This is a genomic window from Bradyrhizobium sp. NBAIM18, assembly GCF_020193825.1.
GTDB lineage: Bacteria > Pseudomonadota > Alphaproteobacteria > Rhizobiales > Xanthobacteraceae > Bradyrhizobium > Bradyrhizobium yuanmingense.
In genome coordinates this window covers 570,973-586,862 of record NZ_JADYVO010000001.1, presented here as the reverse complement: position 1 = coordinate 586,862, position 15,890 = coordinate 570,973, and the positions used below count along the sequence as shown (strand labels likewise).

Annotated in this window: 15 protein-coding genes; 6 read left to right on the top strand and 9 right to left on the bottom strand. The window is 64.7% G+C overall.

Annotation, left to right across the window (positions count from 1 at the left end):
* Nucleotides 1-11 precede the first annotated feature (11 nt).
* The 6 genes from pip to pqqA all read right to left on the bottom strand — a co-directional run bounded on the left by pip (nucleotide 12) and on the right by pqqA (nucleotide 4,405).
* Nucleotides 12-998: a prolyl aminopeptidase gene (gene pip / locus I6F17_RS02820; protein WP_036042235.1), complete on the bottom strand. Its 987-nt coding sequence runs from the start codon at nucleotides 996-998 to the stop codon at nucleotides 12-14.
* The gene (pqqE, locus tag I6F17_RS02815) at nucleotides 988-2,169 is read right to left on the bottom strand and encodes a pyrroloquinoline quinone biosynthesis protein PqqE (protein WP_225123995.1); all 1,182 of its coding nucleotides are present in this window, start codon (nucleotides 2,167-2,169) and stop codon (nucleotides 988-990) included. Before pqqE ends, pip begins: the two co-directional genes overlap by 11 nt.
* A complete protein-coding gene (pqqD, locus tag I6F17_RS02810; protein ID WP_225123996.1) occupies nucleotides 2,166-2,477 on the bottom strand; it encodes a pyrroloquinoline quinone biosynthesis peptide chaperone PqqD in 312 nt (103 codons plus the stop codon). The genes pqqE and pqqD overlap by 4 nt, the downstream gene beginning before the upstream one ends.
* A gap of 11 nt (nucleotides 2,478-2,488) precedes the next feature.
* On the bottom strand, nucleotides 2,489-3,268 hold the full coding sequence (pqqC, locus tag I6F17_RS02805; protein ID WP_225123997.1) for a pyrroloquinoline-quinone synthase PqqC: 780 nt from the start codon (nucleotides 3,266-3,268) through the stop codon (nucleotides 2,489-2,491).
* Complete coding sequence (pqqB, locus tag I6F17_RS02800) at nucleotides 3,265-4,194, bottom strand: pyrroloquinoline quinone biosynthesis protein PqqB (RefSeq protein WP_225123998.1); 930 nt, start codon at nucleotides 4,192-4,194, stop codon at nucleotides 3,265-3,267. The genes pqqC and pqqB overlap by 4 nt, the downstream gene beginning before the upstream one ends.
* 130 nt (nucleotides 4,195-4,324) lie before the next feature.
* The gene (pqqA, locus tag I6F17_RS02795) at nucleotides 4,325-4,405 is read right to left on the bottom strand and encodes a pyrroloquinoline quinone precursor peptide PqqA (RefSeq protein ID WP_007595659.1); all 81 of its coding nucleotides are present in this window, start codon (nucleotides 4,403-4,405) and stop codon (nucleotides 4,325-4,327) included.
* Nucleotides 4,406-4,668: 263 nt separating this feature from the next.
* Here pqqA and I6F17_RS02790 point away from each other — a divergent pair, with 263 nt between their 5' ends.
* From I6F17_RS02790 to tarD, 5 genes are all read left to right on the top strand, one after another.
* The gene (locus I6F17_RS02790; protein ID WP_036007354.1) at nucleotides 4,669-4,926 is read left to right on the top strand and encodes a hypothetical protein; all 258 of its coding nucleotides are present in this window, start codon (nucleotides 4,669-4,671) and stop codon (nucleotides 4,924-4,926) included.
* Between the two features lie 267 nt (nucleotides 4,927-5,193).
* Nucleotides 5,194-6,594, top strand: coding sequence for an amidase family protein (locus I6F17_RS02785; protein ID WP_225123999.1), 1,401 nt, complete (start codon nucleotides 5,194-5,196; stop codon nucleotides 6,592-6,594).
* Nucleotides 6,595-6,596: 2 nt separating this feature from the next.
* Nucleotides 6,597-7,073: a glutathione peroxidase gene (locus I6F17_RS02780; RefSeq protein ID WP_225124000.1), complete on the top strand. Its 477-nt coding sequence runs from the start codon at nucleotides 6,597-6,599 to the stop codon at nucleotides 7,071-7,073.
* Between the two features lie 11 nt (nucleotides 7,074-7,084).
* Nucleotides 7,085-7,327 carry a DUF3297 family protein gene (locus I6F17_RS02775; protein WP_036007363.1) on the top strand — a complete coding sequence of 81 codons (243 nt, stop codon included), beginning with the start codon at nucleotides 7,085-7,087 and terminating at the stop codon, nucleotides 7,325-7,327.
* A 171-nt stretch (nucleotides 7,328-7,498) separates the two neighbouring features.
* Nucleotides 7,499-8,668 (top strand): D(-)-tartrate dehydratase, encoded by a 1,170-nt coding sequence (gene tarD, locus I6F17_RS02770; RefSeq protein ID WP_225124001.1) that lies wholly within the window; start codon nucleotides 7,499-7,501, stop codon nucleotides 8,666-8,668.
* 191 nt (nucleotides 8,669-8,859) lie between these two features.
* Here tarD and I6F17_RS02765 read toward each other — a convergent pair whose 3' ends face one another.
* Both I6F17_RS02765 and I6F17_RS02760 read right to left on the bottom strand, forming a co-directional pair.
* Nucleotides 8,860-10,212 (bottom strand): malonyl-CoA decarboxylase, encoded by a 1,353-nt coding sequence (locus I6F17_RS02765; RefSeq protein ID WP_225124002.1) that lies wholly within the window; start codon nucleotides 10,210-10,212, stop codon nucleotides 8,860-8,862.
* Nucleotides 10,213-10,436: 224 nt separating this feature from the next.
* Entirely contained in the window at nucleotides 10,437-11,288 is an 852-nt protein-coding gene (locus I6F17_RS02760; protein WP_225124003.1) for a helix-turn-helix transcriptional regulator, read from the bottom strand.
* 61 nt (nucleotides 11,289-11,349) lie between these two features.
* Between I6F17_RS02760 and I6F17_RS02755 the strand changes: the two genes are divergently transcribed.
* A complete protein-coding gene (locus I6F17_RS02755) occupies nucleotides 11,350-12,522 on the top strand; it encodes an MFS transporter (RefSeq protein WP_225124004.1) in 1,173 nt (390 codons plus the stop codon).
* A gap of 209 nt (nucleotides 12,523-12,731) precedes the next feature.
* On the opposite strand, the gene I6F17_RS02750 is transcribed toward I6F17_RS02755, so the two are convergent.
* The gene (locus I6F17_RS02750) at nucleotides 12,732-15,884 is read right to left on the bottom strand and encodes a multidrug efflux RND transporter permease subunit (RefSeq protein WP_225124005.1); all 3,153 of its coding nucleotides are present in this window, start codon (nucleotides 15,882-15,884) and stop codon (nucleotides 12,732-12,734) included.
* Nucleotides 15,885-15,890: the final 6 nt, after the last annotated feature.

Here is a 15,890-nt window from a genome sequence, read left to right as displayed (position 1 = left end):
TTCTTGTCCTCTCATCGCCCGATCTTCGACGCAAGGTCCGCGATCGACTTCATGACCGCGTCCCTCACGCCGCCATCATAGAGCGAATGCCCGGCTTCTTCCACGATGCGAAGCTCGGAACCGGGCCATACTTTCGCAAGGGCCTGCGCTGTCGCGGGAGCACACAACAGATCATAGCGCCCCTGCACGATCATGCCGGGAATGCCGTCGAGCCGGCCCGCGTTTCGCAGGAGCTGGTCCTCGTTCATGAAGCTGTCGTTGATGAAATAATGCGCTTCCATGAACGGCGTCGCCGGCAATGTGCGCCAGACGTTCAGCGCGGCGAGGTCGAGCCGCGTGCGTGCCGGCTTGTGCTCGGATAGAGCGCGTTCGGTGTCGTGCCAGGCCTTCGCCGCCGGGCCATGCACGGCAGGGTCGCTATCGAGGATGCGGCGCCAATAGGCATCCACCGGCCGGTCGCGTTCCTCTGGCGGCAGCACGCTGAGGAAATCCTCGTACAGCGCCGGATGGAATTGCGACAGGCGCGAGGTGAAGGCCGTCTCGACCTCGGCCCGCGTGCCGAGAAACGTCGCGCGCAGCGCTATGCCCGAGACGCGCTCGGGATGCGTCTCTGCATAAGCCAGCGCTAGCGTCGCGCCCCAGGAGCCGCCGACCACCATCCAGCGTTCGAAGCCAAACTTTTCGCGGATCGTTTCCATGTCCGCGATCAGATGCTGTGTGGTGTTGTGCTCGCGTGATCCCTTGGGCCGGCTGCGGCCGCAGCCGCGCTGGTCGAACAGCACGGCGCAGAAGCGGTCGGGATCGAACAGCCGGCGATGGTCGGGCTGGCAGCCGCTGCCGGGCCCGCCATGCAGATAGACCGCGGGGATGCCGTCGCTGCGGCCGACGCTCTCGACATAGAGCTCATGGCCGTCGCCGACGTCGAGCATCTCGGAGGTCAGCGGCGCAAAGGGATCAGTGCGTTTGGCCGCTGTGCCCGCGTCGGCGTCAGGCGTCATTCTCGGATTCCAGGGTGCCGCCGGCAAAGTTGCGGTAGAGGAAGCGGCTGGTCTCGCCCTCGGCCTCGGCTTCCGCCTGCTTGAAAATGGTCTCGTGCAGCGGCGACAGCGCGCAGGCCGGGTCGGTGTTGGCGGCGTCCCCGGTCAGCGCGAAGGCCTGACAGCGGCAGCCGCCGAAATCGATGTCGCGGAACTCGCAACTCTTGCACGGCTCCTTCATCCAGCCGGTGCCGCGATAGCGGTTGAAGGCCTCCGAGTTCTGCCAGATCCAGGCGATCGAATGGTTGGAGCGCACCGATTCGAAATCGAGCCCAGTGATGCTCTCGGCGGCATGGCAGGGCAGCACCTTGCCGGCGGGCGAGATGTTGAAGAACTGCCGGCCCCAGCCGCCCATGCATTTCTTCGGCCGCAGCGCGTAATAATCCGGCACCACGTAGTCGATGGTCAGTCGGCCCTTCAGCCGCTCGCGCGCCTCCTCAACGAGGCGGGTACACTCATCGAGCTGCGCCACGGTTGGCATCAGCGCGGCGCGGTTCTTCAGCGCCCAGCCGTAATATTGCACATTGGCGACTTCGAGCCGGTCGGCGTCGAGATCGAGCGCCATCTGGATGATGTCGGGCAACTGGTGCAGGTTCTGCCGGTGCATCACCGCGTTCACGGTGAGCGGCAGGTCGAGCTCGCGCGTCCATTTCGCGACTTCGAGTTTCTTGCGGTGGCCGCCCTTGTAGCCGGCAACGCGATCGGCGAGGCCGTCCTCGATGCCCTGGAAGGAGATCTGCACATGGCAGAGCCCGGCATCCGCGAGATCGCTGAGCCTCTCGCGCGTCAGCAGCACGGCCGAGGTGATGAGATTGGTGTAGAGCCCGGCGTCGCTGGCATGCTTGACCAGCTCGACGAGATCTTTCCGTGCCGTCGGCTCGCCACCGGAGAAATGCACCTGGAGCACGCCGATCTCGGCGAGCTCGCTCAGCACCTTTTTCCACTCGTCCGTCGTCAGCTCCTTGCCGGAGCGGTCGAGCTCGACCGGGTTCGAGCAGTAGGGACATTGCAGCGGGCAGCGATGAGTGATCTCGAGCAGCACCGCGAGCGGGATGCCGAACGTCTCCGCCGTCGAGCGCTGCTTCTCAAGCACCGCGAGGCTGTCGCTGGGCGGGATGGTCACGTCGCTCATGACGTCTTCTCCCTGATCTCGGTGAGAAAGCCCTTGTCGGCGAGATCCTGCAGCATGGCGATGACGTCGGCCAGGATCGCCTCGCGCGGCGCAGCGTACTTTGCGGCGAGCTGATCGGCGACCTCGCCGACATTGCGCTCGCCGTTGCAGAGTTGCAAGACCTCGACCGCAATCTCATCCGGCGCCAGCACCCGTTCCGGCGCCAGGATCACCCAGACCTTGCGGGTCTCGTCGTATTTCAGCTTGGCATGCCGCGGCAGCACGGGGCGGCTCGCCTCGCTGACGCTGATGTTCCGCGGCCCGGCCATCGCTTTAATCCTCAGCTCGCTTTGGGCACGAACGCGCCCGGCGGAATGTGGCCCTCGACATAGGCATGCTGGAGCGCGTCCAGCTGCACCCACAGCACGTTGGTCTTGAAGATCAGCGCGTTGCAGACCTGCGCGCGCTGCTCCGGCGTCGTGGCGTGCCTCTTGACATAATCGAGCGCGAAATTGGCGTCGCGCGGCGCCTGGGTCAGGCGGCGCTTGAAGTAGCTCATGATATCGGGGTTGACGAAGTCGTAGTGCTCCAGCATGCCCGAGATGCGTTCCTCATGCAGGTTCGGCGCGAACAACTCGGTGAGCGAGGAGGCGATCGCCTCCAGCGGGCTTTTTTCGCGGCAGAAGTGCACATAGGCTTCCACCGCGAAGCGCGTCGCCGGCAAGATGCCTTCGGTGGATTCGACGTAAGCGGTGTCGAGCCCGAGCCCTTCGGTCAGCTTGATCCAGCGCTCGATGCCGCCTTCGCTGCCGACATCGCCGTCATGGTCCTCGATGCGATGGCGCCATTCCAGGCGGGTAGCGCGGTCGCGGAAGCGGGAGATCACCACCGCGTCCTTGATCGGAATCGTGCTCTGGTAATAGTAGCGGTTGAGCGCCCAGGCCTGCACCTGGCCCTTGTTCAGCTTGCCGCCATGCAGCAGCTTATGGAACGGATGCAGGCTGTGATAGCGCGTGGCGCCGATGTGGCGCAGCGTTGCCTCCAGCTCCTCGGCGGAGTTGAGCCTCAAGTCCTTGCCGATCGAGAGCGCGGTCATTCCAGTCAGTGATGCGGCGTTCACAGCACGATCTCCGTTCCGTCAGCGGGTATCTGCCAGCCCGCCTCCTCAGTGAGCTTGCGCTCGGGCGAGCCGGGCAGCAGCGCCGGATTCGAGTTATTGATATGCAGAAACAGCTTCCTGTCGATATTGAGATCGGCCAGCCGGGCGATGGCGCCGTCCTCGCCGGACATGGCGACATGGCCCATGCTCTTGCCGGTCTTGTGGCCGAGGCCGGCCCTGATCATCTCGTCGTCGCGCCAGACGGTGCCGTCGAAGAACACCAGCGAAGCACCGTCGATCTCGGCCTTGAGCGCGTCGGTCACTTCGGCGCAGGCCGCGATGAAGTAGAAGAACTTGCCCGTGGCCTTGTCGGTGATCTTCAGGCCCAGCGTGTCGCCGTCGCCGCTCTCGCCGCCCGGATGCACCTTGCCTTCGAGATACCAGGCCGCCTTGCCCGGCACGGCAAAGGGCAGCACCTCGAGCCCCGAGCGCGTGCCGTCGGGCAGCCGCGGCTCGAACGGCTCGCGGATCGCGATCGGCTGGCGCCGCACGTTCTTCTCGTTCAGCACGTTGAAGATGCTGTTGCTGGCAAGGATCGCCAGCACCTTCTCGTGCGCATAGATCGTGAAGGGCGAGCCTTCGCGCATCGACAGCAGGCCGGCCACCGCATCGACTTCGCTGTTGGTCAAGATCACGCCCGCAATCGGCGTGTGGCGCAGCGCGCCCGCCTTTGGGTGCAGCTGCGGCGTGGCGTTGAATTGCTGGCGAAGATCGGGTGAGGCGTTGATCAGGAACCAGTGCTCGCCGTCGCCGCTGAAGGCGACAGAAGCCTGGGTTCGAAACAGCTCTTGTCCCTTCGCACGAGCCGCGCGGCAGCCTTCGCAGCCGCAATTCCACTGCGGAACTCCGCCGCCGGCCCCGGCGCCCAGGACGACGACGCGAAGCATGATCCGTCTCCTGGAGGCGAATTGGCGAGGTGGATCTCAGGCCGAGACAGTTTCGGACAAGGTTTCTCTCTCCCGGAAACGTATCGTGACCGAAAGAACCACCTGCGCAGAACGCGTTTCCACCAGCCGCTTACTTGCGGGTGGCGCTCACATACATATTGATTTCCATGCCGCAGGGCACTTCGACGATCTTAGGGGCTTTCCAGGCCATTTGGCTCTCCATTTTCGCGAATTCGGACGTATCCGCCCATTGGACAAATTAGTGCGGACGGCAAAGTTCGCCAGTGAAATTTTCCCGACCTAGGTAGTAGGCTGCGGGAATTGTTGCACTGCAAAGATGGCGTATTGCGGCCGCAAAGATGAGCGGATCAGATACGCAAAATTGCCGATAGGTCGTGATCCCTGTCGGGATAAACCAGTTGTGAGTATGGACCGGCTTCTCATCGGCGACAGATGACCCCCATTGGATCAGGCATGCCCAGATATTTCTTCAACACCCGCATCGGCGACGAACTGATCGTGGATCCTGACGGCGAGGACCTGCGCAACCCCGATCGCGCCTGGGAGGTCGCGCGGCAGATGATCCTTGAGGTCGTGAAGTCGGAAGGAACCCAGCCGGCGCTGCTGGAGGCCGTCATCGAGGTCACCGATGCCGACGGCGAGATCGTGCTGGAGTTTCCCTTCACCGAAGCGCTGCTCGACATGCCGGACCAGTCCGCGACGAGGCATTAGCCGGACGCGGTAGGGTAAGGGGCTCACCGCTCTCTCCACGTCATTGCGAGCCAACGGGTCCGCGCGAAGCGCGGCCCGATGACAGGCTCCGCGAAGCAATCCAGAATCCCTCCCCCGGAGGCAGCCTGGATTGCTTCGTCGCAAGGGCTCCCCGCAATGACGGAGAATGAGGCAACGCCCGGCGCAACCCGCCTTTCACCCCCGCGAAATCCGCATGGCTTTGCCGCGTTCCCGGCGCTAAAAGACGCCTGTCATACGGAGCAAGCCATGCAAGATCTCTGGCGCCTGTCGGCCGCCGACCTCGCCACCCTCGTCAGGTCCAAAAAAGTCTCCGCCAGGGAGGCCGCCAAGGCCGGTCTCGCGCGGCTCGATGCCGTCAATCCCCAGCTCAACGCGGTGATCGACCACCGGCCGGATGACGTGCTCAAGCAGGCCGATGCCGTCGATGCCGCAATTAGCCGGGGCGAGGACCCCGGCGTCCTCGCGGGCGTGCCCGTCACCATCAAGGCCAATGTCGACCAGGAAGGCTTTGCCACCACCAACGGCCTCAAGCTGCAGCGCGACCTGATCGCGCGCGAGGACAATCCGGTGGTCGCCAATTTCCGGAAATCGGGCGCCATCCTGCTCGGCCGCACCAATTGCCCGGCCTTCTCCTACCGCTGGTTCACCACCAATCTCATCCACGGCGACACCAAGAACCCCCGCGACGCTTCGCTGACGCCGGGCGGCTCGTCCGGCGGCGCCGGCTCGGCGGTCGCGGCCGGCATCGGCCACATCGCGCACGGCACCGACATCGCCGGCTCGATCCGTTATCCCGCCTATGCCTGCGGCGTGCACGGTCTGCGCCCGACGCTCGGACGCATTCCCGCCTTCAACCCGGCGCTGCCGGAGCGCCCGATCGGTCCGCAGATCATGGCGGTCTCGGGCCCGCTGGCGCGCACGGTCAACGATTTGCGCATCTCGCTTGAAGCGATGTCGGCCCGCGACATCCGCGATCCCTGGTTCGCGCCGGTGCCGCTGCAAGGACCCGCACGGGACAAGCGCGCTGCGCTGTGCCTCAATCCGAGTGGCCTTGCCACCGCACCGGAGGTGAAGGCCGCGGTGAGCGATGCCGGCAAGCGGCTGGAGCGTGCGGGCTGGACCGTCGATGTGATCGAGGACACGCCGCCGATGCGCGAAGCGGTGGAATGGCAGATCAAGCTCTGGCTCGGTGACGGCTATGAGGCGCAGCTGGAGATGGCCGAGCGCGAGGGCGATCCCGGCGCACTGGCCTGCCTGCGCGGCAACCGCGCCCGGGTCACGCCGATGGATCAGGCCAATTACGCCAAGGCGCTGACCCGGCGAGCCACGCTGACCCGCGACTGGATGCTGTTCTTCGAAAAATACGCCGTGCTGCTGACGCCGGTCTCCGGCGAATTGCCGTTCCCCGACCATCTCGACCGCAAGGACGAGGATTCCTTCAAGCGGGTCTGGGAAGCGCAGCTGCCGCAGATCGCGATTCCCTTCATGGGATTGCCGGGCCTCGTGGTCTCCACAGGTCTCGTCGGCAGGGCGCCGGTCGGCGTGCACATCGTCTCTGGCCGCTATCGCGAGGATCTGTGCCTGCTCGCCGGCGAAGCGATCGAGGCCGGCGGCGTGCCGCCATCGCCGATCGATCCCGTGGGCTAGCGATGACCGCCATCTACGACTTCAAGGCCAACTCGCTGGCCGGCGAGGAGGTCGCCCTGCGGCGTTTCGAGGGGCAGGTGCTCTTGATCGTCAACACCGCGAGCAAATGCGGTTTCACGCCGCAATATCGCGGCCTCGAGGATCTCCATCGCGACCTCTCTCCCCGCGGCTTCTCGGTGCTCGGCTTTCCCTGCAACCAGTTCGGCGCGCAGGAGCCAGGGCAGGCGAGCGAGATCCAGGAATTCTGCTCGACCCATTACGACGTCACCTTCCCCCTGTTCGAGAAGATCGACGTCAACGGGCCGAAGGCGCATCCTCTGTACGAGTACCTGAAACGCCAGCAATCCGGGCTTCTCGGCGCCGCCATCAAATGGAATTTCACCAAATTCCTGGTGAACCGTGAGGGCCGCGTGGTCGCGCGCTACGCGCCGACCGCCCGGCCCGAAGGATTGCGCAATCAAATCGAAACAATGTTGTGAGCGAGACAATCATGAGCGACGAATTTCCGGACCGCCTGTCGGTCGACCCGAACAGCCCCTATTACAACGCGGAGATCCTGTCGCGCGACGTCGGCATCCGCTTCAAGGGCATCGAGAAGACCAATGTCGAGGAGTACTGCATCAGCGAAGGCTGGGTCCGCGTCACCGCAGGGAACGCCAAGGACCGCCACGGCAACCCGCTGACCATCAAGGTGCACGGTCCGGTGGAGCCGTATTTCAGGGATAAGAAATAGGCTTGACCTGAGCGCGCGCCGTTCGCTCCTCGTCATTGCGAGGAGCGCGCACTCTCTCCTCGTCATTGCGAGCGCAGCGAAGCAATCCAGGATCTTTCCGCCGAGGCAGTCTGGATTGCTTCGTCGATTCGCTCCTCGCAATGACGATAATAACCACTGAAGGCCCACCCCATGTCCGTCCGCATCGTCGACGTCCGCGAAATTACAAAGCCGATCTCTTCGCCAATCCGCAACGCCTATATCGACTTTACGAAGATGACGACCAGCCTCGTCGCCGTCGTCACCAACGTGGTCCGCGACGGCAAGCGCGTCGTCGGCTACGGCTTCAACTCCAACGGCCGTTACGGGCAGGGCGGCCTGATCCGCGAGCGCTTTGCCGCGCGCATCACGGAAGCTGATCCCAAGTCGCTGCTGGATAGCACCGGCGACAATCTCGACCCCGACAAGGTCTGGGCCGCGATGATGACCAACGAGAAGCCGGGCGGCCACGGCGAGCGCTCGGTCGCGGTCGGCACCATCGACATGGCGGTGTGGGACGCGGTGGCGAAGATCGCGGGCAAGCCGCTGTTCCGTCTGCTCGCCGAACGCCACGGCGTCAAAGCCAATCCGCGCGTCTTCGTCTACGCCGCGGGCGGCTACTATTATCCCGGCAAGGATCTCTCGATGCTGCGGGCCGAGATGCGCGGCTATCTCGATCGTGGCTACAATGTCGTCAAGATGAAGATCGGCGGCGCTGATATCGACGAGGACCGCAGGCGCATCGAGGCAGTGCTGAAGGAAATCGGCAAGGACGCGCAGCTCGCCGTCGATGCTAACGGCCGCTTCAACCTGGAGACCGCCATCGCCTACGCCAAGATGCTGCGTGACTATCCCTTGTTCTGGTACGAGGAAGCCGGCGATCCTCTCGACTACGCGCTGCAGGCCGCGCTCGCCGAATTCTATCCGGGCCCGATGGCGACGGGCGAGAACCTGTTCAGCCATCAGGACGCCCGCAATCTGATCCGCTACGGCGGCATGCGCCCCGACCGCGACTGGCTGCAATTCGATTGCGCCTTGTCCTATGGCCTGTGCGAATACCAGCGCACGCTGGAGGTGCTGAAGACCCACGGCTGGTCGCCGAGCCGCTGCATCCCGCACGGCGGCCACCAGATGTCGCTCAACATCGCCGCCGGCCTCGGCTTAGGCGGCAACGAAAGCTATCCCGACCTGTTCCAGCCCTATGGCGGCTTCCCCGACGGCGTCCGCGTCGAGAACGGCCACATTACCATGCCCGAGCTTGCAGGCATCGGCTTCGAAGGCAAGTCCGATCTGTACAAGGAGATGAAAGCGCTGGCGGAGTAGGGGTGGTGAGCGATTGGACCGCAACGGTTGCGCCAACATCGGTGTCGTCCCCGCGAAGGCGGGGACCCATAACCCCAGGGAGGAGTCGTTGCGCGAACTGGAAACTCCGAGTCCCCGTAACCACATCTGCCTGTGATTATGGGTCCCGGACCTGCGCTTCGCTTGTCCGGGACGACGACTGAGTATGCCCCCTACGACAGCCGCATATCCAGCAGCCTTCGCCCTTCGCCCTTCAGCAGCTTCTTCACCGCGCTCGACGCCACGACCTCGCCGTCATTGGCATAGGCCTCGTGGTTCTTCTCGATGTCGTCGAGGCGGTAGAGGTAGTTGACCATGAGGCCGGCGGACTCGCGCATTCCCTTGGGCGAGAGGTCGCCCAGCCAGTTGATGCGCTCCAGCCGAGCGCCGTTGCCGAGATGGAAGCGGGCGACGGAATCGATCAGCTTGCCCTTCGGCGTGCGCGCCTTGAGGAAATAGTGCGCCGCGAGCGGCTCCAGCACGGCGCGGAGCAGCGCCGCCGTCTCCGGGCTCTCGAACCATCTGGGATCGTCGAGGCGCCTCAGCACCTCGCGGTCCTCGTCCGACAGCGGCAGATCCTTGTCCTGCTTAACCCAGGCCATGAAGCCCGGCACCGGCGACAGCGTGACGAAGGTGTCGAGCTTCGGCAACTCGCGGCGCAGCTCTTCCACCACCTGCTTGATCAGGAAGCTGCCGAAGGAGATGCCGCCTAGGCCGCGCTGGGTGTTGGAGATCGAATAGAACACGGCGGTGCGCGCGCGCTCGATCGGCAGGTGCTGGCGGTCGACTGCGAGCAGGGGCTGGATCGCGCCGGGGATCGTCTCGGTCAGCGCCACCTCGACGAAGATCAAGGGCTCGTCCACCATCGCAGGATGGAAGAAGGCGTAGCAGCGCCGGTCGACCGGATCGATGCGGCGGCGCAGATCATCCCAGTCCGAGATCTCGTGCACGGCCTCATAACGGATGATCTTTTCGAGGATGTTGGCCGGCGTCGACCAGTCGATCCTGCGCAGCACGAGAAACCCCCTATTGAACCACGAAGAAAGAAGATGCGAGACGTCGCGGTCGAGCGCGGCGAGATCGGTGTGCCCGTTCATCATGCCGAGCAGATCGGCGCGCATGTTGACGAGATCGCCGGTACCGCCGGGCGCGCGGTTGAGCCGCCGGATCAGCTCCTGCCGGCGCGGCTCGGAAGCGAAGTGCAGCGAGCTTGCGTCCTCGTCGCTGGGCGCGGCCCGCCATGTCTCGATCGCCTTGGACAGGCGCTCCCGGTCGGGACCGAAATCGCGCACCAATCCCTCGAAGAAGGCGCGGCGTCCCGCAGCGTCCAGCTCCCGGTAGATGTCGAGCACCTCGCGCGCCATCGCCGTGCCCGAGGCTTCGCCCCGGCCCGACAGCAGCGCATCGCAGAGCTCGAGCAGTCCGTCGGCATCATGCTTGGTATCGGCGGCGTCCCCCCGGCGAAGCAACGTGCGGCCGCGCTCGGAGATGGTGGCAAGCAGGTCGGAGAAGAAGGCGTTGGCCATCGGGGCTTTCGTATCAGGTCTGTGCGATGCGGCAAGCTTACACGGGATTTGGGTGCAAGCCGATCACAATCAAGCAGGCGAATGCGGCATCTTTCGCTCCGCCGTGCGTTTGGAGAATGAGGGCATGCCGGAACGGGTCGATGATATGCCGGGCAGTGCTCATTCCAACGCGCTGTCATGCCCCGGCTTGACCGGGGCATCCAGTACGCCGCAGCTTCTCGATTCTAGCCGAGCCGTCTCGGCGTACTGGGTCGCCCGGTCAAGCCGGGCGACGACACCGCGTGTGTTGCAAACTCCGTCGGCGTCCGACCCGTCACCTGGCGGAATGCGGCCGAGAACGCCGGCACGCTGGCATAGCCGAGCTGGGTCGCGAGCTGCTTCACCGACACGCTCGCATCCGTCGATATCCGCTCGATCGCCGCCGCAATCCTCGCGCGCTGGCACCAGCTCTTGAAGCTCAGCTGCGTCTCGCTCGAAAACAGCCGCGACAGCGTACGCGCGGAGGTTCCGACCGCGCGCGCCAGCGTGTCGATGTCGTGCAGGCCGGTGGGATCGTCGAGCACGATCATCGCCGCGCGGCGGCAGCGCGCTTCGCGCGGCAGCGGCACGAAGGTCGCGGAATCCTCGGCCTGGTGCAATTCCAGCATCACCAGGCGCACCAGGAGCTCGGTGCGCTCTTCGGTGTTGCGCCCGTCGAACAGCGCGAGAATCGCCTGATTGAGCAGCGGCGACACCCGCACCACGAATTCCCTGGTCAGGCCGTCATAGCGCTGCTCGCGCTTCAGCCAGGACAGGTCGAAATACAGCGTGCGCATCTCGATGTCGGCCAGCAGGTCGATGGCATGCTCGAGCCCGGCCGGCACCCAGACCGCGCGGTCCGGCGGCACCAGCCAGCGTCCGGCGGGCGTCGTCACCTGCATCGTGCCCTTTGCCGCATAGATCAGCTGCGCCTCGCGGTGCATGTGCAGATCGATCCGCATCCCCTTGGGATAGTCGCGGGCGACCAGGTGCACGCCCGCGGGCGAGCGGTGGTTGCTCCGGACCTCCCGCAGGATTGGCGTTTCCAAGACAGTCATTGGCAGCATCCCGTCATGGGGAGGACATATAACTCATTTCGGAGCAGGAGAGGATTCGGGAATGAACAGCCCCAGTCGGGTCATCGGTTTCGTCAACGCAGGTCATTTCATCGACCATTATTCGATGCTGATCTTCGCCGCCGCTGTCATCATCATGGGCCCGGCGCTCGGCATGGCCTATTCGGAACTCTTGCCCTACGCGACGCCGGGCTTCGTTGCTTTCGGCGCCGGCTCGCTGCTCACCGGCTGGCTGGGCGATCGCTGGAGCCGCCGCCACATGATGCTGATCTTCTTCGTCGGCATCGGCCTTTCGATGATCGCGGTCGGCTTCGTGCAGACCCCCGTGCAGCTCGGCGCGGCGCTGCTTGCGATCGGCATCTTTGCGTCGATCTATCATCCCGTCGGCACCGCCATGATCGTGTCCTACGCCGACCGGCTCGGCCGCGAGATGGGCATCAATGGCGTCTGGGGCAATCTCGGCGTGGCGTCGTCGGCCCTGGTCACCGGCGTGATCGGCCAATATCTCGGCTGGCGTTTTGCGTTCATCGTTCCTGGCGCGGTTACGGTCCTGATCGGCATTGCCTTCGCGCTGAGCGTCGTGCATGAGGACCGCAAGGGCTCGAAGCAAGCGGCGGCGCAGGCGCGGGTGGCCAGGCAGGACATGTGGCGTGTGATCCTGGCGCTGCTGATCGTGGTGATCGCGATCTCCACGACCTTCAACGCCGTCACCGTGGCGCTGCCAAAGCTGTTCGCCGAACGCCTTGCCGACCTGACCAAGAGCCCGGCGCTGCTCGGGGTCATCGCCGCCGGCGTCTACGTGTTCGGCGCGATGACGCAGTACACGATCGGCCGGCTGCTCGACCGCTACTCCCTGAAGACAGTGGCGCTGCCGCTGTCCTTCATGCTGGCGCCGTTCCTGTATCTCGCCGCGAGCCTGAACAATCTTCCGCTGATCCTGGTGTCGATCGGCATCGTCATGGGCGCGTTCGGACAGGTCACGGTGAACGATGCCATGGTCGGCAAATACACCACGGAAGAGTGGCGTTCGCGCGCCTATGCCGTGCGCTATTTCGTCGGTTTCACCGCGGCTGGCGCCTCCGTCGGTCTGGTCGCCTGGCTCTATGAGCGGGGCGGCTTCGTCACCATGCTGCACGCCTTCGCCGCCCTCTGCCTGCTCGCGATCGCCGCCGCGCTGATCCTGCCGCGCGAGATCCGCACGCCGCAGGTGGTGTGAGGGAGACTCTCTCCACCGTCATTGCGAGGAGCCCTTGAGGATGAGGAGGCACCCTCGAAATGCCGCCGATGATGCCATTATGCCCCTGTTTTGCCCGACGACACAAGTCGTTTCGGCGAAACAGAAATTTTTGTAAGCCTTTTCAACCCCATCCCTACTGTGCATGGGGTTGTTTTTCGCACTTCTTGTTTTGAGCGGACGAAGAGAAGTTAAGGCTTCACCTCCGCCACCGCCTGCGGCTTCTTCTTCGACGACCGCCAGTTCTCGAAACGCTGCACCACGACGAAGAAGGCCGGCACGAACAGCACCGCAAGGCAGGTCGAGGCCAGCATGCCCGAGAACACGGTGATGCCGATCGACTTGCGCGCGCTGGCGCCGGCGCCGGTGGCGAGCACCAGCGGGACGACGCCGAGGATGAAGGCGAACGAGGTCATCAGGATCGGCCGGAAGCGGGCGCGCGCGGCCTCGATCGCGGATTCGATGATCGGCTTGCCGTCGCGGCCGTGCAGCTCGAGCCCGACCTCGACGATCAGGATGGCGTTCTTGGCCGACAGCGCGATCAGGAGGATCAGGCCGATCTGGCAATAGAGGTTGTTGTCGATCTTGAGGGCGGAGAGGATCAGCATCGGCCCGAGCAGCGACAGCGGCACGGCGAGAATCACCGAGATCGGCGCGTACCAGCTCTCGTACTGGCCGGCGAGCACGAGATAGACCAGCAGCATGGCGAGCCCGAACACCCAGTAGATCTGGTTCGAGACCGCCTTCTCCTGATACGACATCGCGGTCCATTCATAGCCGGTGCCCGGCGGCAACGTCTTGTCCGCGATCTCCTCCATCAGCTTCAGCGATTGGCCCGACGAATAGCCCTGCGCCGGCAGGCCGATCACGGTCGACGACGGATAGAGATTGTAGAGGCTGATCAGCGACGGCCCCGTGGCCGGCGTGATCTGGGCGACGGTGCCGAGCGGGATCATGTCGCCGTTCGAGTTGCGCACCTGCATGTTGGCGATGTCGCGCTCGGTGACGCGGAAGGCGGGATCGGCTTGCGTATAGACCTGGAACACGCGGCCGAACTTGTTGAACTGGTTGACATAGGAAGAGCCGAGATAGGTCGACAGCGCCGAGAACACCTGATCCGTGGTGACATGAAGCGTCTGAGTCTTGACGCGGTCGATCTCGACGTTGAATTGCGGCACCGAGGAGCGGAACGAGGACTGCACGCGCTGCAGCGCGCTCTGGCTTTGAGCGTTGGTGACCATCGCGCCGGTGATGGCCTGCAGCTTGGCGAAATCGCTGTTGCCGTCGCGCAGCTCGACCTGCATCGAGAAGCCGGCGGCGTTGCCGATGCCCTGGATCGGCGGCGGCGGCAACACGATGGTGCGCGCCTCCATGATATCAGCGAGCTTGTCGTTCAGGCCAAAGACCAGCGAGCGCAGATCCTCACCGGGCCCTTTACGCGCGTCCCAATCCTTCAGGATGATGTAGGCGACACCGGCATTGGCGAGGCTGGCGCTGTTGTCGAGCGCGGAGATGCCGGCGATGGTGATGACCTGCGCCACGCCGGGCGTGTCCTTGATCAGCCCGCTCGCTTTGTCGAGCACGGCCTGCGTCCGCTCCAGCGCGGCGCCGTCGGGCAGCTGCACCGCGGCGATCAGATAGCCCTGGTCCTCGATCGGCAGGAAGCCGGTCGGCACCCGCGACAGGCCATAGCCGCTGGCGGCGATGATCAGCAGTGCGAACGCGACCGAGATGGTGGCGTGCTTCACGAGGAACGTGATCAGCCTTGTGTAACCGCGCTCGACGCGGTTGTAGACCGCATTGAAGCCCCGATAGAAGAAATTGCGCTGCTCCGGCGGCACGGCCGGCCGCAGCCACAGCGCGCATTGCGTCGGCTTCAAGGTCGCGGCGTTGATGGCGGAGAGCAGGGCGGTCGCGGCGATCACCAGCGCGAATTGCGAGTAGATGCGCCCGGTCAGTCCGGCGAGGAACGAAGCGGGCAGGAACACCGAGATCAGCACCAGCGTGATGCCGACGATCGGCGCGAACAGCTGGTCCATCGCGCGGATCGCGGCGTCGTGGCCGTTCATGCCCTGTTCGATGTTGTGGGCGGCGCCCTCGACCACGACGATGGCGTCGTCGACCACGATGCCTATCGCGAGCACGATCGCAAACAGCGTCGACATGTTGATGGTGAAGCCGAGTGCCGCCATCGCGGCGAAGGCGCCGATGATGGTGACAGGCACGGTCGTCGCCGGCACCAGCATCGCGCGCCAGTCCTGCAGGAAGATGAGGATCACGACCAGCACCAGCAGGCCGGCCTCGATCAGGGTCATATAGACCTCGTGCACCGAGGCCTCGACGAACTTGGTGGTGTCGAACGGCGTGTCGTACTTGATGCCTTCGGGGAAGCGCTTGGCGAGCTCCGCCATCTTCTTCTCGACGGCCTGCTCGACCTGCAGCGCGTTGGCGCCCGGCGACTGGAACACGCCGATGCCGACCGCGGGCTGCTTGTTGAGCGAGAAGATCTGGCTGTAGGTCTGCGCGCCGAGTTCGACCCAGCCGACGTCGCGCACCCGCGTGACGTCGCCGCTCGTGCCCGTCTTGACGATGATGTTCTCGAACTGGCCGGAATCGTCGAGCCGTCCGTTGACGTTCAGCGTGTACTGGAACGCTTGTCCCGGCGGCGTCGGCGGCGCGCCGACCTGACCGGCGGCGACCTGCTGGCTCTGCTGCTGGATTGCCTGGATCACGTCCTGCGGCACCAGGCCACGCACCTGCAGCTTGTTGGGATCGAGCCAGATCCGCATCGAGTATTGCCCGGCGCCGAATACGGTGACGTTGCCGACGCCGGGCAGGCGCGAGAGCTCGTCGCGGATGTTGATGGTGGCGTAGTTGCTCAAGTAGAGGCTGTCGTACCTCGCATCCGGCGAGGTGAGCGTCACGAACAGCAGGATCGAGGTCGACCGCTTCTGCACGGTGACGCCCTGGTTCTGCACGGCTTGCGGCAATTGCGACAATGCGCTGGAGACGCGGTTCTGCACCAGCACCTGCGCGAAGTTGAGGTCGGTGCCGATCTTGAAGGTCACGGTCAGCGTGTAGGTGCCGTCGGAGCCGCTGTAGGACTGCATGTAGAGCATGTCCTCGACGCCGTTGACCTGCTGCTCGATCGGCAGCGCCACGGTATCGATCACGGTCTTGGCGCTGGCGCCGGGATAGCGCGTGGTGACCTGCACGGTCGGTGGCACCACGTCGGGATATTGCGCGATGGCCAGATTGAACAGCGCGACGCCGCCGATCAGGATCATCAACAGCGCGATGACGTTCGAGAGGACAGGCCGCTCGATGAAGAACTTTGAGATCATGGCTGG